This window comes from Microbispora triticiradicis, from assembly GCF_005864065.1.
GTDB classification, from domain to species: Bacteria; Actinomycetota; Actinomycetes; order Streptosporangiales; family Streptosporangiaceae; genus Microbispora; species Microbispora triticiradicis.
This window is the reverse complement of record NZ_VANP01000001.1, coordinates 87,428-110,138: the sequence shown is the minus strand read 5'-3', so window position 1 is coordinate 110,138 and position 22,711 is coordinate 87,428. Positions and strand designations below refer to the sequence as shown.

Genomic DNA, 22,711 nt, shown 5'->3' with positions numbered 1-22,711 from the left:
TACCGAGCGCGGCGAGTGACCGGCCACGAGCGGGGCGGCCCCGGGTGGACGGGACCGCCCCGCGGGAAATGCGGGTCTCACTCACTGAAGGCGGCATTGAACTGGGTGTCGGCCGGGGAGCCGGCCGTGGTGAAGCATCGGACGTAGACGCCGTCCCCGGGATACCAGTTGTAGACCTTGCAGTAGTCGGGGGAGGAGCCGTAAGCCGTGACGTGGACGATGCCGTGCTCGAGCGGCATGCCCGGCATGCGGATCACGTAGTCGCCGACGCCGAGACGTTGCACGGTGTTGGAGTACCCGGCCGAATTGTGCTGGTAGGCGAGGGCGGGCGTGTAGGAGGCGCTGGTCGGCTGGTTCGCGAAGACGTACGCCCGGTGCCGCGAGGTGCCGAACGGGCCCGAACGGTCGGTGAACGTGGCGGTGAAGAGCGTCGGAGTAGGGACGCCCGCGGCGTCGTGACAGGTCACACCGACCATGGCGTCGCCGCCGGACGGGTACCAGTTGACGACCTTGCACCGATTGGGGGAGCCGCCGTAGGCGGTGACCTGCACGTGCCCGCCCTGGCTGGCCAGTCCGGGGAACCGCAGGGTGTAGCCGCCCAGGACGGCGTTGGCGCCGCCCAGGGAGTTGAACTGGTAGGCGCCGGTCAGCGTCGTCCAGGCGTACGCCGAATAGCCTGTCTGGTAGGACCACACGTACCCGAGGGCCCCCGCGCTGTACCCCGGGTTGGTGAAGCTGACGTCGAAGGCGCTGTTGGCGGGCTGCCCGGCCGGGTTGAAGCAGTAGACGTAGACCTTCAGGTCGTCGCCCGCCGGTGCCCAGCCGCCCACACCACACCTGGTGCTGTCCACGCCGTACGCGGTGACCTGGACGGTTCCGCCCACCAGGCCGAGGTAGCGCATCGTCACGGTGTACGCCCCGGTGCCGGTGCGGACGAACGTGTTCGCCGCCGGGCCGCCTGCCGAGTTCGCGCTGTACTCCTGCCGCGGGGCGAAGGTGGTCTGGAGCGGCGCGGCCGCGTAGTTCATCCACATGTACGCGTACCCCTGGCCGGCCACCGCCTGAGCGGGGGGCGCCCCCAGCAGCGCGCCGACCAGGAGAAACGCCATCAGGGCGCCGAGGACGCCGGTGTGCCGTGTCGCCTTCACGGGACCTGTCGCAGGACGTAGCTGCCGCCGGTGACGGCGTGGATGAGGCCGTCCTTGGGGCAGCGGCCGGAGGCGCCGGGGGTGTTGCCGTCGAAGAACATGCCGGCGCACTTGTAGCACCAGCGCCACTGCTCCTGGCCGCCAGGGGAGTCGCGGTTGCCGACGTCCTCGATCAGGTAGTACGACGAGACGGTCGGGTAGGGGCCGATCGGCGTGTGGCCCGTGGCGCCCCGGTTGGGGCAGTACCCGAGAGTGGGGTTGCCGCCGTACCAGAGCCCCTGGCAGGCGCCGCACCAGCGCCAGTTGCCCTGGCCCCGGCCGCCGTCCTCGACGGTCTTCAGGATGTAGTTTCCGCTGCCGTTGCTGTGATGACCGCCGTCGAAGACGTTCCCCGCGGGGCACGTGCCCCGCGTCCCGTTCAGCGAGTACCAAAGGCCGCTGCAGCGTTCGCACCAGCGCCACCCCGCCTGGGCGGCCAGCGCCGGGGCCGACGTCGCGACGGCGAGCGCGGCGCTCGCGCCGAGGAGCAGCGGCGCGCTCGCCGCCATGCGCAGCACCGCCCTGCGGGACGGCTGTCCGGTCGTGCCTGTCATGAGCGTCCTCCATTCCGATTGGACGCCCCGACTATCAGGCGAGAGCCGGCGGCCCTGGAAGGTGTCCGGCCTGATCCGTACAAGCCCGTACAAGCCGGTAACCCTCGAAGCCGCGCGACGGACTACATAAGGAGACCGTTTCCCTAAGGAGGCGCGGCGGTGGCTCAGGACGCGGCGGGACCGGACCCGGGCCGGATCCGTGACCGGGAGGGCTTCGCCAGGGAACTCACCATGCTCCGCGAGCGGGCCGGGCTGACCGTACGGCAGGTCGCGGCGCGGGCGGGCAGCCCCGGAGCGCACAGCACCATCGGCGACTGGTTCGCCGGTCGCGGCCTGCCCTCACTGGCTCTGCGGCCGCTGTTCGAGCGGGTGGTGACGGTCTGCGGCGCGGCCGAGGTCACCGCCTGGGTGGACGCCTGGCAGCGCGTACGGCGGGGACGGTCGCGCAGGCGGGAAGGCGTCGAGCCGTACCGAGGGCTGGCGGGCTTCGAGGCCGAGCACGCCGCGTGGTTCTTCGGCCGGGACGCCCTGACCGAGCGCCTCCTGCGCGCGGTCACCCAACTGGACGGTTCCGGACCGGACGGCGGCGTGCTGCGGCTGGTGGTCGGGGCCTCCGGCGCGGGCAAGTCGTCGCTGCTGCGGGCCGGGCTGGCCGCGGCGCTGCGCGAGCGGGGACGTGCGGTCACCGTCTGCACGCCGGCCTCGCGTCCCGTCATCGCCGCCCAGCCGGGTGAGGTTCTCATCGTCGACCAGTTCGAGGAGATCTTCACGACCTCCCGCGAGCCGACCTCCCGCGAGCCGACCTCCCGGGAGCCGGAGCAGGCGGCGTTCGTGGACGCGCTGGTGCGGGCCGCGGCCGACGGCACCATTGTGGTGATCGGCCTGCGCGCCGACTTCTACGGCCACCTGCTCCGGTTTCCGGATCTGGCGGCCGTCGCGCAACACGGTCAGGTGGCCGTCGGTCCCATGACCAGGGACGAACTGCGCGACGCCATCGTGGAACCGGCGCGCAAGGCCGGCCTTGCCATCGAGGACGCCCTGGTCGAACTGCTGCTCCGCGAAGCCGGCCGGGCCCACGACGCCGGGGTCCTGCCGCTGCTGTCGCACGCGCTCTACGCCACCTGGCTGAACGACCAGGGCCACGGCCTGACCGTGGCCGGTTACCAGGAGGCGGGTGGCATCGAGGGCGCCGTGGCCGCCAGCGCCACCGAGATTTACGAGGAGCTTCCCCTCGAGCGGCGTGAACTGGCGCGACGGCTGTTCCTGCATCTCGTGCACGTCTCCGCCGACGCCGCCGACACCCGCCGCAGGGTCTCCTCGGCCGATCTGCCGTCCGCCGGGCCCGCCATGACCGAGGTGCTGCACCGGTTCGCCGACCAGCGCCTGCTCACCCTGGACCACGACACCGTGGAGATCACGCACGAGGCCCTGCTGTCCGCCTGGCCCCTGCTCGCCGACTGGCTGGCCGCCGACCGCGCCGCTCTGCTGCTCGGCCGCCGGTTCGCCGCCGACGCCCAGGCCTGGCGGCACGAGCGGAGCGATCCCGACGCGCTGTACCGGGGCGCGCGGCTGCTCGCCGCGCAGGAGTGGGCGCAGCGGCATCCCTCCGACGTGACGCCGACCATGGCCGACTTCCTGCGGGCATCGGGCCGCCAGGTGCGCCGCCGCACCCGCCGCCTCTACCAGACCATCGCCGCCCTGGTGGCGCTGGTGGTCGTCGCCGCCGTCGCCGCCGTCACCGCGTCGCAGGCCCAGCGCACCGCCGTCCGCCAGCGCGACCAGGCCCTCTCCCGCAGGCTCGCGGGTGACGCCATCGCCCTGCGCGGGACCAACCCCGCGCTGTCCGCACAGCTGGGCCTGGCCGCCTACCGCCTGGCCGACACCCCGGAGGCGCGTGGCAGCGTCCTGTCGGCGCCGGCCGTGCCGTACGCGACCCGGCTGACCGCGCACCGAGCCCCGGCGTACGCCACGGCCTTCACCCCCGACGGCCGCACCCTCGCCACGGCGGGCCTCGACCGCGCCGTACGCCTGTGGAACGTCTCCGACCCGCACCGTCCCGCGGCCCTCTCCGTCATCGGCGGCTCCGGCGAGGTGATGTCGGCCGCGTTCCGGCCCGACGGGCGGGTCCTGGCCACCTCCGGGGCCGATCGCACCGCGCGGCTCTGGGACGTGGCCGACGTCCGCCGGCCGCGCCCCCTCGCCGTGCTCGAAGGACACACCGACGCGGTGCGTACGGTGGCCTTCGACCCACGGGGCCGCCTGCTGGCGACGGCGAGCTACGACCGCACGGTCGGGTTGTGGGACGTGTCCGACCCGGGCCGGGCGGTACGGATCACCACGCTCACCGGCTACTCCGAAGGGCTCACCTCGGCGGTCTTCTCACCGGACGGAGACGTCCTGGTCACCACCGCGGCCGACGCGGTCGTACGGGTCTGGGACGTCGGCGATCCCCGGCATCCGCGCGCCCTGCCCGGCCTGAGAGGGCACACCGACCGCGTCCTGTGCGCCGCGTTCACCTCCGACGGGCGCGTCCTCGCCACGGGCGGGTTCGACAACACCGTACGGCTGTGGGACCTGCGCCGCCCTGACCGGCCACGGCCGCTCGGGGTGCTGACCGGACACCAGAACGGCATCGTCTCCCTGGCCTTCGCCCCCGGCGGACGGACCCTGGCCTCCGGCAGCTACGACCGCACCGCCCGCGTGTGGGACGTGACCGATCCCGCGTTCCCTAGCGAACCCCTCGTCCTCAGCGGCCACGCCGACGTCGTCTACTCGGTGGCGTTCAGCCCCGACGGCCGGAGCCTGGCCACCGCGGGCAAGGACACCACCGTACGGCTGTGGGACATGCGGACCTCCGTGCTGAGCGGGCACAGCAGCCCCGTCCAGTCACTCGCCGCGAGCCCCGACGGCCGCCTTCTCGTGGCCGGCAGCTATCGCACCGCCCGCGTCTGGGACCTCTCCGCCCCGGGCGGGCCCGCGCCGCTCGCCACGCTGACCGGCCACTCCGACAACATCACGGCGGCCGCCTTCCACCCCGGAGGGCGACGGCTCGCGACCGGAGGGCAGGACCGCACGATCCGCCTGTGGGACCTGTCCGACCCGGGCCGCCCGCTGAGCCTCGCCCTGCTGAGCCGCCACGAGGCCAACGTGACCTCGGTCGCCTTCGGGCCCGGCGGCGACCTGCTGGCCGGCGCGAGTGCCGACGGCACGATCGACCTGTGGCGGGTCTCCGACCCGCGCCGCCCGGCCCACCTCACCACGCTCGGCGGCAGCGGCGGCTCCGTCGACACGATCACCTTCGTGCGAGGCGGCCCGGACGGCCTGCTCCTCGCCGGCGCGGGCGCCGACGCCGTCATCCGGCTGTGGCCGGTCGCCGGCCCGGGCGGCCCACACGACCCGGTGACTCTGAGAGGACACACCGGCGCCGTCACCCGTCTCGCCGTCTCCCCGGACGGCCGTACCCTCGCCAGCGCCGGCCTGGACGGCAGTGTGCGGTTGTGGGATCTGACCGGCCCGGGTGACGCCCGGGCCGTGGGCACGCTCACCGGTCACGCCGACGCCGTCACGGGGGCCGCCTTCAGCCCGGACGGCCGCACCCTCGCCACCGGCAGCCTGGACGGCAGCGTACGGCTGTGGGATCTGGCCGACCGGCGAGAGGCCCGGGTCGTCGCCACGCTCACCGGCCACGACGGCCGGGTCCAGACTCTCGTCTACGTCCCCGGCGGCCGCGTCGTCGCCACCGGCGGAGAGGACACGACCGTACGCCTGTGGGACGTCGACGCCGGACACGCGGCCCGGAGGATCTGCGCCCTCGCCCACCCGCCCGTCACCCCCGCCGAGTGGGCCGTCTACCTCCCCGCCGACCTGCCCTTCCGTCCTCCGTGCTGAGCCGTCAGGCGACGTTGTAGAAGGGGACGTATCCGGCGCAGCTCGAGGTCGTCAGCCGCTTGAGGGACGAGATCTTGTCGTTGAACTTCCACGGCGACGACCCGAGGGTCTCGACCCACTCTCCCGGCCTGATGCAGAAATGCCGGTCCTGGTAGTCGCGGTCGTCGTACAGGACCCAGGCGAAGACGTCGCTGTTCTTCACGGAGCTGGCCACGTCGTTCTCCCACCACCCGTACAGTGCCACGCGGCTGGTGGTGTAGGCGTGGGGGTAACCCTTGTAGCCGGAGTCCTCGTACAGGGTGATCCCGGCCCAGCCGGCGTGGGCCGGCGCCACGTTGACGCCGATCGCGGCGGTGGCGAGCGCTGCCGTGGCGAGCAGGGTCCTGAGCGTTCTTCTCACGTTTCCTCCTGTGCGGTGCATGGGAGGAGCGTGTCAGCCGCCTCTTGGCGCCCACTGATACCGGGACTTGGCGTCCACTCGTACGGCGGTTGCGGACCGCTGGACCGTCGGGTCGGACGGCGAGAGCCCGGCGGACGTGGCGCGTCCGCCGGGCCCCTCAGGGAGGACCTACTGAACGGTGATCTTGTCGACCTCGACCGTGATGCCCTTCACCTGGGGGGTGGAGGTGGCGGTCGTGACCGTGCCGGTGCCCGGGGACACGCCCTTCACGGTGAAGGAGTAGTTCAGCGTGCCGCCGGGGGCGCCCGGCGTGCTGGTGACGCGGTAGTCCTGCGTCGGCGGGCCGCTGATCTGGGTGCCGGCGGTGCCCTCGACGTTCTCGGCGCCGACGGTCAGGCCGTAGGCCGCGCCCGGATCACCGGGCAGGTTGCCCGGGTCGTAGGTGTACGAGATGTCCTCGGCGCCGTTGAGCCCGATCCACTGCTGGAAGGTCTTCAGGCTGTTCGTGCCGTAAAGGTTGACTCTCCACTCGATGACCAGCCACCTGTTCACCCCGTCGCTCAGCGTGGCGACGTAGACGCCGGGCGTCCCCTCGCCGTTCAGGTCCGTCCAGTACGGCGCGAGCACGCCGTTCGGCGGAGTGGCGTCGGGGAGCGTCTGCGGGTCGAACTGGATGTCCGCCGAGCCGTTCGTGCCGCCCGCGACCGTGTAGCCGTTGGAGACGATGCCGATCCTGGTGAACGTACGGCCCGCGTAGGTGAACGCCGGGACGGTGAAGTTCAGCGCCTCCTCGTCGCCGATGGGCGTCGGGGTGATGCCGAAGGCCGAGAGCGGCAGGTAACCGGCCGGGCTCTCGCCCGGGGCGATGACCGGCTTGTCCGGCTGCCTCCCCGCCAGCGTCTTCTTGGTCGTCACGATCTGGCTGCCGACCTGGGTCGCGCCGGTGACGCCGGTGAGCCGCAGCTTGGCGTCCAGCGTGCTGAGCGCGGTGACGTCGGTGTCCTCCAGGGTGGTGTTCTGCACCGAGACGGTGCAGGTGGACTGCCCGGTGTTCCTGGCGATGGCGCTCGGCGTGCAGGTCTGGTCGATCGGGACCGCGCCCTCGCGCCGGTAGAAGGCCACCGGCAGGTGCTGCTCCCGGGCGCCGCCGACCTGCTTGAGGTTCACCTGGCCGAAGTACTGCCCCTCGGGCAGGTCCGGTGCGGCGATCAGGATGGTGACCTTCTGGCTCTTGCCCGGCTTCACCGTGAACAGCGGCGGCAGCACGGTGATGCTCGCCCCGCTGACGGTGGTGCCCAGCGCGGTGTACGTGAGCGTCTTGGTGGTCGCGTTGACGAACGTACGCTTCGCGCTGATCACGCCCGGCATGACGGGCGCGTTCACCGACGGCAGGTTGAGGTCGATCCGGTTCAGCGGGTCGGTGGCCGAGGCGGCGTAGTTCACCGCGGTCTCGTCCAGGGTCAGGCCCGTGTCGCCCGCCTTGCTCAGGTCGATGCGCCCGCCGCCGTAGTCGAACGGATCGGCCTGGGTGGTCCGGTCCTCCTTGGTGACCTTCGTCGTCGCGGTGGTCTCCAGGGCCGACTTGACCTGGCCCGGACTCCAGTCCGGGTGCAGCGCGAACAGGAGCGCGCCGGCGCCCGCGACGTGCGGCGACGACATCGAGGTCCCGGCGATGACCTGGTACAGGTTGCCCGCGGGACCTTCCAGCGGCGAGTCGGGGGTCGGGGTCATGCCCGCCAGGATGTGCAGGCCGGGCGCGGTGACGTCCGGCTTGAGGAAGTCGCCGCCGGGGCCGCGCGAGGAGAACGACGTCATCACGTCGCCCTGCCAGGTGGCCTTCGTCCCCTGGGTGAAGGTCGCCGTCGCGCCGGGGTGGGAGCTCAGCCAGCTCAGCAGGACGTCGGTCTCCGGCTTGTCGATGTGCACCGTCGGCAGCCAGTGGTTGTCGGTCATGACGTCCTGCGGCGTGGCGTTGTACAGGATCATGCCGGCGGCGCCGCCCTGCTTCACCGAGAAGCCCTTGAGCACCCGGTTCGGGCCGCGCTGGCAGGCGACGATCTTGCCGGAGAACAGCCCCGGAGGCGCCGGGTTGAGACACAGCGGGTCGCTGTACGGCGGGGCCGAGGCGAGCACCACGGGCAGCGGTGAGGAGACGCCCGCCGTGATCGACGCGCCCTTGATCGACGGCCCGCCGGTCAGCGTGATCGTCGACTGGAAGGTGCGGCTCTGCGTCGAGGCCGCCACGGTGGTCACCCACGGGCCGCGGTGGTCCGTCGTGGCGGCGCCCGGCCCGGAGTTGCCCGCCGAGGCCGACACGAACACGCCCGCGGCGTACGCGTCCAGGAACGCGAGCTCGACCGCGTCGCTGTAGGGGTCGGCGCCGCCGCCGATCGAGAAGTTGATGACCCGTACGCCATCGGCGATGGCCTGCGCCACCGCGGCCACCGAGTCGGACTGGTAGCAGCCCTGCTCGCCGCAGACCTTGTAGACCGCGACGTGCGCGGCCGGCGCGATGCCGTGGATCGCGCCGCGGTCGATGCCGAGCGGGTTGGCGTGGTCGACCGGCCCGCCCGCCGAGGTGGTGGCGGTGTGCGTCCCGTGGCCGCCGCTGTCACGGGCGCTGTCCGGGTACACCTCCCCGCCCACGATCGCGTTGTACGTCGCGAGGAACGGCTGGCCGGAGATCAGCTTGCGGTTGCACGTGAAGGGGTCGGCGGCCGGGGTCAGCGGGTTGTCGCCGAAGTTGCAGGTGCGCGGCGTGCCGTCGGCCTTGGGCGGGGGAGCGGGCAGCGTGCCGGGGTCCGCGAACGACGGGTGCTCCGGCCACGCGCCGGTGTCCAGAATGCCGACGATGACGCCCTTGCCCGACGACTTCATCCCGCCGAGCTGGTTGTAGACGGTCGGCGCGCCGATGAACTCCGCGCTGGAGTCGGTGAGCGGCTGCTCCACCCTGTCCTTCTGCACGGCCGCCACACCGGGCAGCCTGAGCAGGTCGGCGGCCTTGTTCGCGGGCAGCGTGAGGGCGACGCCGCCGTACACCGTGCGGAGCTTCTGTCCCACCCGGACGCCGGGGATCTTCCTGCCGAGCTCGCCGAGGAAGGAGTTCTCGACGTTCTCGATGTGCTTCTGGTATTTCGCCGCGTCGCCGCTCTTGACGTTCAGCGCCTTGCCGGTGACGGACGGGCTCGTGCCGGGGAGCCCCGGCAGGCCGCCCTTGTAGGCCGCCAGCGAGTCGTAGTCGAGCTTGACCACGACGGTCGTCGGCTCCGCCGACTGTGATCTGAGCAGCTCGGGGTCGCTCTTCGCGAGCTTTCCGGAGGGCGACTTGGCGCCCTGGACGTGCTCGGCGTCCGTCAGCGCCGTGGCGGTCCAGGACCGCGAGGGGGTCGGGCTCGGGCTCGGGTCCGCGGCGGCGGAACCCGCCGGGGCCATCGCTGGTATGAGGGCAAGACCGGCGACGAGCGCCGTCGTGCGTAACGCCGTCCTGCGTAATAGGGCGGACGGGGGCTTCCTCGACACGACACCTCCATGGGGACCTGTGAGGCCTCGTCACCCAAGGACCCGCGCCGGCGCCCGGAGGCGCCCGAAGGCATGGAGGATCGCGCCGCCGCCCACTGGGCGGAGGGGCACGGCCCTCCCCATGGGCGACGAGCGAACGGCCACCGAGGGCGGGCGGCCGAACCTGTCAGGGAGTCTAACTTCGGATCGTTTGCCAGGCTAGATCGTTCCATTTCGCGCTTTTTAATGCTTCTATAGACGGCCTTGGCGTGCTCCAATTCCCTTTGAATTAGTGGAAATCGGTCAGACGGCCGATTACGCCGGAATCGAGCACGATCAGCGCGCCTATCACGATGAACACGATCGGGACGAGCCAGTGCCCGAATCGTTCGGCGAACTCGATGATCTTCTTGTGGGAGCCCAGCCAGGACGCCGCCGCGCACCAGACCGCGACCAGGACGGCGAAGACGGCGATGGTGAGCAGGGTGGCCGCAGGACCGATGGAGCGGAACAGGGGAGTGTAGACGGAGACGTTGTCCGCGCCGTTGGCGACGGTGACGCCCGCGACGGAGAGGACCCCCGTGGCCACCGCGGGCGCGGGGTCGTCGTCCCCGCCGGACGACCGCACCGCCGCGACCAGGCCGCGTACGCCGAGGGCGAGCGGGACCAGGCCGAGCAGCCCCACCCACTGGTCCGGCACGACGGCGAGGCCGAGGGCGGCGACGCCCGACACGGCGACGAGCGCCGCGATCCCGGCGTACTGCCCCGTCACGATCTGCCAGGGACGGGGCCGGCCCTGGGCGCGGGCCGACAGGAACAGCACGGTCAGGATGACCACGTCGTCGACGTTGGTGCCCGCGAAGACCGCCAAGGCGGTGCCGAGCGTGGCCGGAACACCGCTCACGCCCGATGCCGCCCGGTCGGCGACCCCTTGAACCGGGAGGGCCTCCGAACGAGGAGAAGCGCCCCCGCCAGTCCGGTGACGGCGGCGACGACAGTGGTGATCAGGATGACGTCCCCTGAGTTTCCCACCGGCTCGCTCACGGGTTTCGCGGAGGAGGCGAGCGCGGGAGCGTGTGAATAGATCAGGTCGACGAACGCCTTCGCATCGGCCTGAGGGTCATCGGAGGACTTGACGCCCTCCTTGTTCAGGCGGTCCATCGCCGGCTCCAGGGCCGGCTTGAGTGCGGAGCCGGCCCCGACGACGATTCTCCGTTCTGGAAGCAGGTCGTCGAGAGCCTCCGAAGGGGTGTAGCCATCCGCCTTGACGTCACCGGGGACGATGGCGGCTTCCACTTTTCCGTCGATAAGCTGGTTTTTCAGCTCGTCGTACGGTTTACGGATGATAAGCAGCCCCTTGTGATGTTTGAGGATTTGATCCTCCACGTCCTGGCCGAATCCCTCGCCGACGAGAATCTGCCCGGGAAAGCCCTCCTGGTCGTCCCGTACGATCAGGATGTCCTGGGTGGGGAAGTCACCCACGGGAGTCAGGCCATTCACGGCCAGTTCGCCGCGGATGTCGGGGTCGTAGCCGATCAGCACCGAGGGAGCGCCCTGCACCTGGTCGTCCGGTTGGTACCCGGCGCGCCGGAGCGCCTCCTTGACAACCTCCGTGACGTACGGCTGCTCCGCGCTGTCCTTCACGAGGACGACCTGTTGATGCGGCGGCTGCGGCGGAAGAGCCTGCTGGGCCGGGGGGTCGTCGCCACGTAGAAGCTGCAGGGCTCCGGCGCCGGCGAAGGCGACGGCGACCACCAGGACACCGATGGTGCAGGCCAGCCGGTACCGCCGGTCCCAGGTGCCGAACCGCCGCCACCGCGGCCCGGCCAGAGCCTTCAACCGGCGCCGCACGGGGTCCGGCGTGTCCTCGGCGGCCAGCAGGGCGCCGCGCTTGCTCGCCCACATCCATTCCTCGTCCGGCTGGAAGGCCGCCGAGACCAACCGCTCGTACAGGTGGTCCCGGTCCTCCTGGGGCTCGATCACATGCTGGAAGCAGTTGTACGTGTAGAGGGCGTCCGCCAGGGCCGATCTGTCGGACTGGGTCCACAGGACCGCCAGGAGCGCGTCCAGGGCTGGATGAGGGTCCGCGGAGGCGCCGGCGAGCGCGCGCGCGAGCGCGGCGACCGTGGGGCCCCGGTGAGCCACCTCCACCACCCCGTGGTCGCCGCTCGCGGCGGGCGGCGGTGCGGGGACCGGATCCGGTCGCGCGGGAGGTGACTGGAAGGCCGACTGGCGGAGCAGCTCGAAGACCCGGGAGCGGTCGGCGTCGTTGAACGACAGGGGTTCGGTCTGTCCGGCGAGCCACCCGATCAGGTCGGGGTAGTCCACGTCGCGTTTGCGCAATATGCGGTGGTACGTCGCCGAGTGCTTGTCGAGGGGGATGTCCGCGCCCTGGCCCCATTGGACGGCCTGGATGCCCTCCGGGGCGTAGCGGGCGAAGGAGAGCTTGATCCGGTGTTTCGTGGTGCTGCTGGTCCAGGTCGCCGCGCTGAACCTCGTCCGCAGGCCGTACGGCAGCAGCGCCATCACCGTGTCGACGAAGCGCAGCCGCTCGGCCATCGGGACGCCGTCCGCGCCGACGAGGCAGACCTGCTGCCCGGAGGCCAGCAGCGCGGCGGCCGCCAGCGCGTCCGATCCCGGCATGACGTCGCGCGGGTCGAGCGCCGGCACGGCCACGGTCAGCGGCGGCTCCGGAGCCGGCGGGAGCGCGCCGAGGGCCGCGTACAGGGCCCGGTACGACACCGGGTGGCCCTGGAGCTGGTGGTACGGAACGTAGAACCACCGGGTGTAGGCGACCTTGCGGCCCGCGAAGTCACGGTGGTCCGACCAGGTGTGGATCGCCAGCACCACATTGTGGGAGACCTCGTCGTTGTCCTTGGTCGCCGCGGGCGCGATCGTCACCTGGGGCAGCTCGGAGGGCGTGCCGGCGGCGTACCGCGCCCTGAGCTCGTCGAAGACGCCGGCGAGCCGTTCGTTGCTCCACTGCAGCAGGCCGTACTCGTCGTAGCTGCCGTGCTCCTTGCCTTCGAGGGCCCACTCGAAGCCGATCCTCGGCGCGCCGTCCCCGTTCACCGCGGGCTCTCCTTCTCGGCGGCGAGCCGCCGCCCGAGCCACAGCATGGGCTCCACCACGTTGATCGGGTGGATCGGCCCTCGGATGCGCAGGTCGTCGTCCTCGGGAAGCAGGTTCTGGTAGTCGTGCCAGTCGAACGCCTTCGTCTGCGGATGGACGTAGAAGCCGATCGACGAGGTGACGAAGAACCGCACCCGGTCGGGGTGGAAGTAGCGGCCGAGCGCGTTGAGGACCATGTCGGCGTTGCCGTTCGCCGAGAGGTCGCACAACTGCCGGAACAGGTCCCGGGCGTCGTCGTGGGACACGCGGGGGAAGCCGTACGGGTCGTCGGGCTCGGAGGCGAGCAGGTGCATCTTCTCGGCCGTCTCCAGCACGCGCGGGTCGTCGAACTTCGTGACGCACACGGCGACGTGGTGGGGGAGCCGGCCACCGGTGAGCCGGCCGAGGTCGCGCATCCGCTCGGTGAGCCGCTTGAGCGGCGGATGCAGGTGGTCGAAGGCGTCGCCGCGTTCGAACTCGCGGATCGGGTCGAAGAGGAAGACGATGCCGAGGCTCTTCACCAGGTCGTTCAGCATCCGCTCGCGCAGGTCGTCCAGCACGTCGGGGCCGTAGTCGAGCCGCCGGGGACCCGCGCTGAAGAGGCCGCCGGGCGCGTCGATCATGCCGACGCCGACCTCGAACGGCTCCGGCTTGCCCGGCCTGCGCCACCACCGCCGCCTGTGCCGCTCGCCGGGGCCGTACAACGTCCAGTGGTAGTGCTCCAGGCCCTGGCTCGCCTCGGGGAAGACCTTGCCGGTGGACAGCGCGTTCGTCCGCTCGATCAGGAACTCGGACGACGCGGGGTCCGAGCCGACGATCCTCCAGTCGTCGTCCTTGCGCATCAGGGCGATGTCCAGGGCGGCCAGCAGCGTCGTCTTGCCGCTGCCGGGCGCGCCCCACATGGCGATGTCGTGGGCGGGCCGCCCCGGCTTCGGATCGGGCTGCATGCCGGTGTTCACTCCGTCTCGTCGAGCAGGGGAAACGGGACGTGGACGGCGGCGGGCACGGCGAGCCCGAGGCCGGCGGCCAGTCCCTGGAGGTCGAGGGCGTCGAGATGGGCCAGCGCCTGGGCGCCGAGATGGCGCCAGATCCGGTGCGGCGGGCCGTCCTCGGGCTGGTCGCAGATCGCGCCGAACGCGACCCCGGGCAGGTGCTCCAGGTACGCGAGCAGCGACCGCCAGTCGTGCCGCTGCGGGCAGGGCAGGACGCCGGACCGGTCCGCCCGTCCCGGATGCGGGCGGCGGTCGCCGATGGTGAGCAGCACGTGCCGGCCCGGTGACGACTGGCTCATGCTCCGGCTGAGCCGGGCCGCCACCGTCGCCAGCATGTCCTCCACCTGCGCGGCGTGCGGGTGGTACGGGTAGCCCTGGGTGACGGCCCCCCGCTCCTCCAGGCCGTCGAGCCCTTTCAGGGCCGCCTCCGCCGTCGCCTGCCAGGTGACGACCTCCACGGGCCGGTCCCGTACGGACCGGTCGAAGGAGTGCGCGCCGTACGCGACGAGGGACACGCGCGGCGCCTCCGCGGGCTCGCCCGACAGGAACGCGATCATCTGACGCGCGCGACCCAGTCGCTCCTCGACCTTGACGTCCGGGCCGCACACCTCGACCGCGCAGATCAGGTGGGCCGGTCCGGTCCTGGGCGGCAGCCGGTCCGGCACGTCGGCGAGGAGGTCGTCCCAGGTCCGTCCGTCGGCGGCGAGCCCGGGCAGCCCCGCGAACCGCACCCGGCCGGGCCGCACCAGCTCGGCGGTGACGACGTACTGCCCGGGGGCGACCCTGGCGCTGTGCACGGAGAGCAGCCGCGGCTCCCGGCCCTGCCGGGTGACGACGGCCAGGGCCGTGCCGTGCTCACCGCCCGGCTCGCAGCGGACGGTGAGCTCCGTCCGGGTGCCGGCGCGGGCGCCGACCGGGAACAGCAGCTTGCCCGCCAGCTCCAGCCGTCCGCCGGCCCCGGCGGGGCGCATCACCACGAGGTCGTACGACTGGTGCAGCGGGTCGCCGACGAGGACGTCCCTGACCAGCCCGGTGATCGGCGCGGCGGTGGAGAACACCTGTGCCGTGCCCGCCTCGCGCAGCCACTCCAGTGCCTGCAGGGCCGTCCCGCTCTCGGGGGACGAGCACGCGACGATCACCTCTGAACCGGGCGCGGGCAGGCCGGCGGCGCGCAGCAGGGCCTGCCGGGCGTCCTCGCCCCAGCCGTGCTCCGCCGTCAGCGTGATCCACGGCAGGGGCCACTGGCGGCCGAGCGCGGTGCCGTGCTCGTCCCGGTGGATCTCGAAGGTCGTCATGCCGTCGGCGGCGACCTCCACGACCACGAGCCGGCCGGTGGCGGTGAGCCCCGCGACGGCCCGGGCGAGAGTCTTGCCGAGCAGGTCCTCGCCGGGCTCCGGCACGGGATCCCGCGTCATGCCCGGCGCCCCGTCCCCGTCCCCGCGCCTGTCTCCGTCCCCGATGTCATCCCCGGTGTCGTCACCGGCGAGAAGTTCTCGAATGCGCCCACCTTCTGTGATGACATCACGGTAAATTCCCGCGATATCGCGAAACGTGACATAGGAGAACTACGATAGCGGTGTTGCGTGCGTCACGCGATGTTTCCGTGTGTACGGCACAGGCCACAGCTCCAATCTCCCGGGAGAAACATGAGGGACTTTCTGATTGCGTTGTCCGGAGCGAGATCGGAGGTCCTGGAGCGTTGCCCGACCGAGAAGCCCAAGTTCGAGGGCATCGGGGGCGCCGTCCTCACGACGGGCGTCCTCGCCATGGTCTCGATGACGTTCGCCCTGAGCAGCGCGCTGGGGCTCAACGTCGTCGTCGCCGTCCTCGCGGGCCTGGTGTGGGGTCTGATGATCCTCAGCCTCGACCGCTGGCTGGTCAGCACGATGAGGGCGGACGCCCCGCGCCGCTGGCCGCTGGCCGTCCCCCGAATCCTCATGGCGCTGCTTCTCGGTTTCGTCATCTCCACTCCATTGGTCCTGCAGATCTTCAAGTCCGAAATCGACGCGCAGATCGTCGAGATCAAGCAGCGGCGCGCGGACGTATTCGTCGCGCAGCAGCAGCAGGGCGTGACCGGTAAGACCATCGGCCAGCTTCGCCAGGAGGTCGCGAACCTGGAGAAGGTGGTCTCCTCCGGTGGCGACGTCCCCGTCGCCACCGACCAGGACCCGCAGATCGTCGCGCTCACCGCCGACCGGGACAGCGAGCGGAAGCTCGCCGACAAGCACTACACCGAGTGGCAGTGCCAGCTCTACGGAGGGCCGTCCTGCCCGAAGAAGGGCGACGGCCCGCTCGCCCGGGACAGCAAGCGCGCGTACGACAAGAACAAGCGCCGCATCGACCTGCTGAACGGGCAGATCGAGAAGCGCAGGCGGGAGCTGACCGACAACGGCCAGGAGGCCAAGCAGGTGCGCCTCGCCAGCGCGAAGGAGGCGTTGCCGAAGGCACGGGCCCAGCTCGACGTGGCGCTCAAACGGCAGGGGAACCTGCAGGAGTCCTTCGACGCGGAGAACCTCACCACCAACGGCCTGCTCATCAGGATCCAGGCGCTCAACGAGATCACCGGCAAGGACATGAGCCTCAGCATGACCCGGCTGCTGCTCTTCCTGCTGTTCCTGCTCATCGAGTGCCTGCCGGTCGCGGTGAAGCTGATGCAGCGGCCCGGCAACTACGAGAAGGTGCTCGCGCTCGCCGAGCAGCACGAGTTCCGCACCGCGAGGGGCAGCTTCACCGCCGGGGCCATGACCCGGCCGCCGACCGCGGCGCCCGCCAACGGCGGCACGGACATCTGGGGCATCTGGTCCCGTACGGGGGACACCGGGCCACTCCCGGAGGTTCCCACACCTCGTCCCGACGGCCCGTCGCGAGGGCCGACGGGAACCCGCGCCGAGCACGTCGCCGACGGCTACGGCTCGGTCGAGGACGAGGAACTGCGCCGCATGCCGGACACCCGCACCCTCCGGCTCTCGCGGCCCGCCCCGGAGCGCTCCGGCGGGGTCGAACTGCTCCCCGATGACGACTGACTCCGACATGACCGTCGGCGGCCCGGCGCGGCCGGGGCAGGTCGTCGTGGGCCGGTACGAGCTGCGGTCCCTGCTGGGGCGGGGCGGCATGGGCGCGGTGTGGCTCGCCTGGGACAAGGCGCTGGAGCGCCTGGTCGCCATGAAGGAGATCCCCCTGTGGCCGTACGGGGAGCGGGCCGAGGTCCAGCGGGAGCGGGCGCTCCGGGAGGCGCGGTCGCTCGCCCAGATCGGGCATCCCTCGATCGTCGTGGTGCACGACGTCTTCGAGGCGGACGGCAGGCCGTGGATCGTCATGGCCCACGTCGAGGGCGTCTCCCTGGAGGACAAGATCAAGGAAGGCGTGCTGGCCGAGAGCGAGGCCGCGGCCGTCGCCCGCGACGTGCTGGGCGGACTGACCGCCGCGCACGCCGCAGGCGTGGTGCACCGGGACGTCAAGCCCGCCAACATCCTGATCAGCAGGGCCGGGCGGGTCGTCCTGGTCGACTTCGGCATCGCCCAGATGTCCGGGACGAGCGGTCTCACGGCGCGGAGCCGCCTGCTCGGCACTCCCGAGTTCATGGCGCCGGAACGGATCAAGGGGGAGGCGGCGAACGCCGCGTCCGACCTGTGGTCGCTCGGCGTCACCCTCTTCTGGGCCGTCGAGGGCCGCTCGCCCTTCCGCCGGGGCAACGAGCACGCGACCATGCTGGCCGTCATCAGCGACGACCCGGCGCCGACACGGCCCGGGCCGATCTCCCGCCTGGTGATCGGGCTGCTGGAGAAGGATCCCGCACGGCGCATGGGAGCGCAGGAGGCCGACGCCAGGCTGCGCGCGATCCTCGACGGCCCGGCGCCCCGGACCGCTGCGGCACCCGAGCCGTCACGGAAACCCCCGGTGTCGGCACCCGGGCAGGCGGCAGGACGCGAGCGCGAGGCTGCGGGCGCACGGGAGCCGGAGTCGCCGTCGAAACCTCCGGCACCGGCACCTGCGGAGCGCCGGCCAGCAGGTATGCGGGCGCCGGAGCCGTCGCGGAAACCTCCGGCGCGGCCGCATGGCGCCGGCTCGCCGGCGGGGGCACCGCCCGGCCCGCCGCCGGGAGCGTCTCAGGGGGCGCCGACGATGGAGACGCTGCGGCGGGCGTCCCCGGCTGTGGGCGCGCGCCTGCTGCTCGCCCAGCCGAGGCAGGTGGCCGCGTCGCTGCTCGACGCCCTGGATCCGGCGACCGCGGGCGCGCTGCTCGACGCCATGTCGGGCGAGCCGTCGGCGGCGGCGACGGTGCTGGCCCTGATGGGGACGGCGAGAGCGGGACGGGCCCTCGACCACATGGCCGCCGCGAAGGCCGCCGCGGTGCTGCGCGCGATGCCCACGGGCCGTGGCACGCTGGTCATGGCGGGGGTCGCGGACCGGAGCGCCGCCGAGATCCTCACCGCGCTCGGCTCCACCACGACGGCGGTCCGGCTGGTCGAGTCGATGACGACGCGGCGGGCCTGGCGGGTCCTCGACAACGTGCCGCCGGCCGTCATCGCTGCCCTGCTGCGGGCGAGCACCGACGGCCGCGCGGACCGTCTCCTCTCCGGCCTCAGCCCCGCCGTCCGGCGGCAGATCACCGAATGACGAACCGCGGGGCGACGGCACGTGGCCGCGACACCTTGGAGGCACATTGGACGCGACTCCGTCGCCTCTGGTTGGCTCCTCTGTCATGAGACGGCTGGGCGGGTGGAAAGCCGCCACGTCGGCGGCCGCCGTCCTGGCCTGCGCCGCCTGCGGCGCCGACACGGGCGGCGGCGGCGCGCCCGGTCCGGGCGGGCCTCCCGCCACGAACTCGGCCGGACCCACGGCTCCGGCCCGAGCCTCGGCGGCGCCCGCGCACGGCCAGGCGGCCGTACGGAAGGCGCTGCGCAGGCTGGAGGTCTCCTTCCGGGGCCGCATCGGCGCGTACGCGATCGACATGGCGACCGGGATCACGATCGGCTACCGGGAGGGCGAGCGGTTCCCGCTGGCGTCCACCTTCAAGGCGTTCGCCGCCGGGGCGGTGCTGGCCGGGACCACCGAAGCCGAGCTGACCCGGCAGGTGGTCCGCTGGACGGCCGGAGAGGTGAAGCCGCACTCGCCGCAGACGGGCAGGCACGTGGCCGACGGGATGACGCTCGCCGCGCTGTGCCGGGCGGCGATCGTCCACAGCGACAACACCGCCGGCGACCTGCTGCTGAAGCGGATCGGCGGGCCGCGGGGCCTGACCCGCTACTTCCGTTCGCTCGGCGACCCGGTCTCCCGTCTCGACCGCTGGGAGCCCGAGCTGAACGTGTGGTCGCCCAGGGAGAGACGCGACACCACCACACCCGTGTCGATCGCCCGCGACCTGCGCGCGCTCACCACCGGCGGCGCCCTCGACGCGGCGGACCGGTCCCGGCTCGTCGGGTGGCTGCGCGGCAACACGACCGGCGACGCGCGCATCCGCGCCGGCCTGCCCCCGAAGTGGATCGTCGGCGACAAGACCGGCACCGGCGGCACGTACGGCACCGCCAACGACATCGCCGTCGTCTGGCCGGCCGAGGACGCGGCCCCGATCATTCTGGCGATCTACACGAACCGCCTCACCCCCGGCGGCTCCGCGGACGACGAGGTCGTGGCGCGGACCGCCACCGTCCTCGTGCGCGGCCTCGGCCTGCTGTCGTAGGACCGCGTCAACAATCCCCTTTACGGCCCCATAACCTTGTCCTTATCGATTCGGGGGACGATCGGGGTCGGGGAGATCGAGTTGGGGATGATCGGGTGAACGCCACGGGGAAGGTGCTGCGTCTGGCGGCCATGGGAGCGGCGGCGGGCGTGCTGGTCGCGGGGATCGCGCTGCCGGCGGTCGGCGGCGCGGGGGTCGGCCTGGTGTCGGCCGTCAAGGACGTCGGCCTCGAACCGCGTGACCTCCCCGAGCCTCCGCTCGCGCAGGTCTCGGTGGTGCAGGACGTCAAGGGCCGCGAGATCGCGCGGTTCTACGAGCAGTACCGCGAGGTCGTCCCGCTCGACGAGATGGCCGACGTCATGAAGACGGCGATCATCTCGATCGAGGACTACCGCTACTACGAGCACGGGCCGATCGACATCGAGGGCACCCTCCGCGCGCTGGCCAGGAACATGCAGGCGGGCGGGGTGGCCCAGGGCGGCTCCTCGATCACCCAGCAGTACGTCAAGCAGGTGCTGCTGAACTCGGCCGACACCGAGGCGGAGAAGAACAAGGCCCTGGAGGCCAGCTACGCCCGCAAGCTCAACGAACTGCGGTACGCGATGGGCGTGGAAAAGAAGTACTCCAAGGACGAGATCCTGGAGAAGTACCTCAACATCGCCTACTTCGGCGCGGGCGCGTACGGCGTCGAGGCGGCGGCCAAGCGGTTCTTCGGGGTCGGCGCGAGCAGGCTGACGCTGCCGCAGGCGGCGACGCTGGCGGGCGCGGTGCAGGACCCCAACGCCACCGACCCCAACCTCGGCAAGACCCACCGCGACCGGCTGCTCAAGCGGCGCAACGTCGTGCTCGACCGGATGGCCGAGCTAGGCAAGATCACCGCAGCCGAGGCGGCCAAGGCCAAGGCCACCAAGCTCGGGTACAAGGGGACGAAGCTGCCCGGCGGCTGCGAGTCCAGCAAATATCCGTACTTCTGCGTCTACGTGCGCAACGAGATCCTCAACAACTCCGACTTCGGCAGGACGGCCAAGGACCGGTTGCGGTTCCTCAACCGGGGCGGCCTGACGATCAGGACCACGATCGACCCCTCGATGCAGGCGGCGGCGGACGCGGCGATCAGGAAGTGGGTCAACCCGTCCGACAACCCGGTGGCCGCCGAGGCGCTGGTGCAGCCCGGCACCGGGGCGATCAGGGCGATGGCCGCGAGCCGCCCGTACGGGACGCGCAAGACGAGGAAGGAGATGTCCTACAACCTGGTCGCGGACGCGGCGCACGGCGGCGGCATCGGCTTCCAGGCGGGTTCGACCTTCAAGACCTTCACCCTGCTCACCGCGTTGAAGCAGGGCATGAAGATCAACGACGGGTTCAGCGTGGGCGCCGGCTACACCGCCCCCGGCGCCTCGGCGTTCAGGAACTGCGCGGGCGGGTCCATCGGCGACCCGGGTCACACGGTCACCAACGACGAGGGGTCGCCCGGGTGGCTGACCCTGCAGACCGGCACCTGGCACTCGGTCAACACGTTCTTCATGGAGCTGGAGCGGCGGGTCGGGCTCTGCGAGGTGGTCAAGACGGCCAAGTCGCTGGGCATCCACCGCTCCGACGGCGGGGCGCTCCAGGAGTTCGAGACGTTCACCCTCGGCATCAACGAGATGGACCCGGTGACGGTCGCCAACGCCTACGCCGCGATCGGCGCGCGCGGAAAGTATTGCGCGCCGATGGCGATCAGCCGGATCACCGACAGCACCGGCAAGACCACGGACTACAAGCCCAAGTGCCGTCAGGCTCTCGACCCCGAGGTGGCGGACGCGGCGGCGCACGTGCTGTCCGGCGTCCTGACCAAGGGCACGATGGCGGCGGTCGGCGGCATCGGCCGCGACGCGGGCGGCAAGACCGGGACCAACGACAACTCCTCCTCCGCCTGGTTCGCCGGGTTCACCCCCGACCTGGCCGGCGCGGTCAGCCTCGGCGACCCGCGCGGCACGTCGAAGTACAAGCTGAACGGCGTGACGATCGGCGGCCGTTACTATGGCGAGGTGTTCGGCGCCAGCGTTCCCGGCCCGATCTGGAAGGACACGATGCTCAAGGCGCTGAGCGGCGTGCCGGCGACGAAGTTCGCTCCGCTCGACCCCTCGTTCGGCGGGTGCGGCCAGAGTTGCCGTCCCGTGGCGCCGCCGCCCGACGACACCCCGGTGGAGATCAGACTGGACTGACGGCTCCGGCCCGGTCACGCTTCCCAGGGGGCATCAGGTCGCCCGGCCGAGGCGGGGATGGTCGGTGGCGAGGTCGGCCAGCGCGTCGGCGGTGTCGAGCACGCGGAACAGCCGGGTCAGGTTCGTCCAGCGGAGGATCCGCAGCACCTGGCCTCCGGGGGCGATCAGCGCGAGGTCGCCGTCCCGGCCGCGCAGGTTGTGCGCCAGGCGGACCAGCAGCCCGACCCCGGTGGTGTCGATGAAGCGCACCTCGCTGAGGTCGAGGGCGAGCCACGGGCCCCTGGCCTCGATCAGGCCGCGCAGGGGCTCGTGGAGATGCCGCACCGCGTGGAGATCCAGCTCTCCGCGCATGCCCAGCACCCACCAACGGGTGGGGGATGGGGTCGGTGCCGTCCACGTCTCCACGGTGGCTCCCTTCGCTCTCCCTGACGCCGGGGACCACTGAAGGAGCCGTGGGGGAGGTCCGGGGCGACCAGGCGAAGCGCTTCGACGGCAGGACGTCGAACGCGTCCTGGCTCACAGAGGTAGGGCTCGGTTGAACATTGGACCACCTTAGCCCTACTCAGAGTAACAATTCCTACCCGGTGCGTCGATCGAGTGGGGTAAAGCTTCCATGGTCAGGAAAGAGACGAGTGACTATTGTCACGATTCATGGGGGTTGAGCGCGCGCTCAGGCGCCGACTGGTTCTGGTCGGGGGAATCGTCGCGCTGGCCGCCGCGGGTTCCGCGCCTCTCAACGAGGAGCTGTCCAGGGCCGTCGCCGTCGCGTACGCCGCCCAGGGCGCTCTGCCGTACTCGTGGGGCGGGGGACACGCGACGCGGCCGGGGCCGTCGAAGGGGACCTGCCGGGGGTACAGCGGCTCGGTCATGCCCTGTCCGGCGAGCCGGACGCGCGGCTTCGACTGCTCGGGGTTCACCCGATGGGTGTACGACCTGGCGTTCGGCGACGACGTGCTCGGTCCCGGCAACACCGACGACCACGTCGGCCGGCTGCGCCGGGTCGACGTGCCGCAACCCGGCGACCTGGTCTTCTACGGCAGGCCCGGCAGGACCCACCACGTCGGGGTGTACGTCGGAGGCGGCAAGATGATCAACGCGTTCGCCACCGGCACGCGCATCCGCATGGACGACGTGTCCGTGCTGGATGACCTGCTCGGTTACTACCACTATCGAGCCTGATCCCTATGCTTGCCC

The 22,711-nt window shown here is 71.9% G+C and carries 15 protein-coding genes; 6 read left to right on the top strand and 9 right to left on the bottom strand.

Annotated elements, in window-relative coordinates:
- Nucleotides 1-77 precede the first annotated feature (77 nt).
- Nucleotides 78-1,148 carry a hypothetical protein gene (locus FED44_RS00515; protein WP_138459384.1) on the bottom strand — a complete coding sequence of 357 codons (1,071 nt, stop codon included), beginning with the start codon at nt 1,146-1,148 and terminating at the stop codon, nt 78-80.
- Entirely contained in the window at nt 1,145-1,741 is a 597-nt protein-coding gene (locus tag FED44_RS00510) for a hypothetical protein (protein WP_138459383.1), read from the bottom strand. Before FED44_RS00510 ends, FED44_RS00515 begins: the two co-directional genes overlap by 4 nt.
- A gap of 159 nt (nt 1,742-1,900) precedes the next feature.
- On the opposite strand from FED44_RS00510, the gene FED44_RS00505 reads away from it, so the two are divergent.
- Nucleotides 1,901-5,629: an nSTAND1 domain-containing NTPase gene (locus FED44_RS00505; RefSeq protein WP_138459382.1), complete on the top strand. Its 3,729-nt coding sequence runs from the start codon at nt 1,901-1,903 to the stop codon at nt 5,627-5,629.
- Between the two features lie 4 nt (nt 5,630-5,633).
- Here FED44_RS00505 and FED44_RS00500 read toward each other — a convergent pair whose 3' ends face one another.
- From FED44_RS00500 to FED44_RS00475, 6 genes are all read right to left on the bottom strand, one after another.
- Nucleotides 5,634-6,029 carry a peptidase inhibitor family I36 protein gene (locus FED44_RS00500; RefSeq protein WP_165900470.1) on the bottom strand — a complete coding sequence of 132 codons (396 nt, stop codon included), beginning with the start codon at nt 6,027-6,029 and terminating at the stop codon, nt 5,634-5,636.
- Nucleotides 6,030-6,197: 168 nt separating this feature from the next.
- Complete coding sequence (locus FED44_RS37940) at nt 6,198-9,461, bottom strand: S8 family serine peptidase (protein ID WP_111697974.1); 3,264 nt, start codon at nt 9,459-9,461, stop codon at nt 6,198-6,200.
- 355 nt (nt 9,462-9,816) lie between these two features.
- Complete coding sequence (locus tag FED44_RS00490) at nt 9,817-10,431, bottom strand: cadmium resistance transporter (RefSeq protein WP_138459381.1); 615 nt, start codon at nt 10,429-10,431, stop codon at nt 9,817-9,819.
- Nucleotides 10,428-12,599, bottom strand: coding sequence for a hypothetical protein (locus tag FED44_RS00485; protein ID WP_138459380.1), 2,172 nt, complete (start codon nt 12,597-12,599; stop codon nt 10,428-10,430). The genes FED44_RS00490 and FED44_RS00485 overlap by 4 nt, the downstream gene beginning before the upstream one ends.
- Entirely contained in the window at nt 12,596-13,585 is a 990-nt protein-coding gene (locus FED44_RS00480) for a DEAD/DEAH box helicase family protein (protein ID WP_111698001.1), read from the bottom strand. Before FED44_RS00480 ends, FED44_RS00485 begins: the two co-directional genes overlap by 4 nt.
- 8 nt (nt 13,586-13,593) lie before the next feature.
- Nucleotides 13,594-15,045: a hypothetical protein gene (locus FED44_RS00475; protein WP_138459379.1), complete on the bottom strand. Its 1,452-nt coding sequence runs from the start codon at nt 15,043-15,045 to the stop codon at nt 13,594-13,596.
- Nucleotides 15,046-15,276: 231 nt separating this feature from the next.
- On the opposite strand from FED44_RS00475, the gene FED44_RS00470 reads away from it, so the two are divergent.
- From FED44_RS00470 to FED44_RS00455, 4 genes are all read left to right on the top strand, one after another.
- Complete coding sequence (locus tag FED44_RS00470) at nt 15,277-16,653, top strand: DUF4407 domain-containing protein (RefSeq protein ID WP_165900469.1); 1,377 nt, start codon at nt 15,277-15,279, stop codon at nt 16,651-16,653.
- Nucleotides 16,643-18,247, top strand: coding sequence for a serine/threonine-protein kinase (locus tag FED44_RS00465; protein ID WP_138459378.1), 1,605 nt, complete (start codon nt 16,643-16,645; stop codon nt 18,245-18,247). Before FED44_RS00470 ends, FED44_RS00465 begins: the two co-directional genes overlap by 11 nt.
- A gap of 85 nt (nt 18,248-18,332) precedes the next feature.
- Nucleotides 18,333-19,310 carry a class A beta-lactamase gene (bla, locus tag FED44_RS00460; RefSeq protein ID WP_138459377.1) on the top strand — a complete coding sequence of 326 codons (978 nt, stop codon included), beginning with the start codon at nt 18,333-18,335 and terminating at the stop codon, nt 19,308-19,310.
- A 95-nt stretch (nt 19,311-19,405) separates the two neighbouring features.
- A complete protein-coding gene (locus tag FED44_RS00455; RefSeq protein ID WP_316246878.1) occupies nt 19,406-21,517 on the top strand; it encodes a transglycosylase domain-containing protein in 2,112 nt (703 codons plus the stop codon).
- Nucleotides 21,518-21,550: 33 nt separating this feature from the next.
- On the opposite strand, the gene FED44_RS00450 is transcribed toward FED44_RS00455, so the two are convergent.
- Complete coding sequence (locus FED44_RS00450; protein ID WP_138459376.1) at nt 21,551-21,868, bottom strand: STAS domain-containing protein; 318 nt, start codon at nt 21,866-21,868, stop codon at nt 21,551-21,553.
- Nucleotides 21,869-22,168: 300 nt separating this feature from the next.
- Between FED44_RS00450 and FED44_RS00445 the strand changes: the two genes are divergently transcribed.
- Complete coding sequence (locus FED44_RS00445; RefSeq protein ID WP_111697374.1) at nt 22,169-22,696, top strand: C40 family peptidase; 528 nt, start codon at nt 22,169-22,171, stop codon at nt 22,694-22,696.
- The last annotated feature ends 15 nt before the right edge of the window (nt 22,697-22,711 follow it).

What these genes read in the sequence shown, in the direction of transcription:
- FED44_RS00510 (WP_138459383.1), bottom strand. Translation starts at nt 1,741, where the DNA reads ATGACAGGCACGACCGGACAGCCGTCCCGCAGGGCGGTGCTGCGCATG.
- FED44_RS37940 (WP_111697974.1), bottom strand. Translation starts at nt 9,461, where the DNA reads ATGGCCCCGGCGGGTTCCGCCGCCGCGGACCCGAGCCCGAGCCCGACC.
- FED44_RS00470 (WP_165900469.1), top strand. Translation starts at nt 15,277, where the DNA reads ATGAGGGACTTTCTGATTGCGTTGTCCGGAGCGAGATCGGAGGTCCTG.
- FED44_RS00450 (WP_138459376.1), bottom strand. Translation starts at nt 21,868, where the DNA reads ATGCGCGGAGAGCTGGATCTCCACGCGGTGCGGCATCTCCACGAGCCC.
- FED44_RS00475 (WP_138459379.1), bottom strand. Translation starts at nt 15,045, where the DNA reads ATGACGCGGGATCCCGTGCCGGAGCCCGGCGAGGACCTGCTCGGCAAG.
- bla (WP_138459377.1), top strand. Translation starts at nt 18,333, where the DNA reads ATGAGACGGCTGGGCGGGTGGAAAGCCGCCACGTCGGCGGCCGCCGTC.
- FED44_RS00465 (WP_138459378.1), top strand. Translation starts at nt 16,643, where the DNA reads ATGACGACTGACTCCGACATGACCGTCGGCGGCCCGGCGCGGCCGGGG.
- FED44_RS00480 (WP_111698001.1), bottom strand. Translation starts at nt 13,585, where the DNA reads ATGCAGCCCGATCCGAAGCCGGGGCGGCCCGCCCACGACATCGCCATG.
- FED44_RS00445 (WP_111697374.1), top strand. Translation starts at nt 22,169, where the DNA reads ATGGGGGTTGAGCGCGCGCTCAGGCGCCGACTGGTTCTGGTCGGGGGA.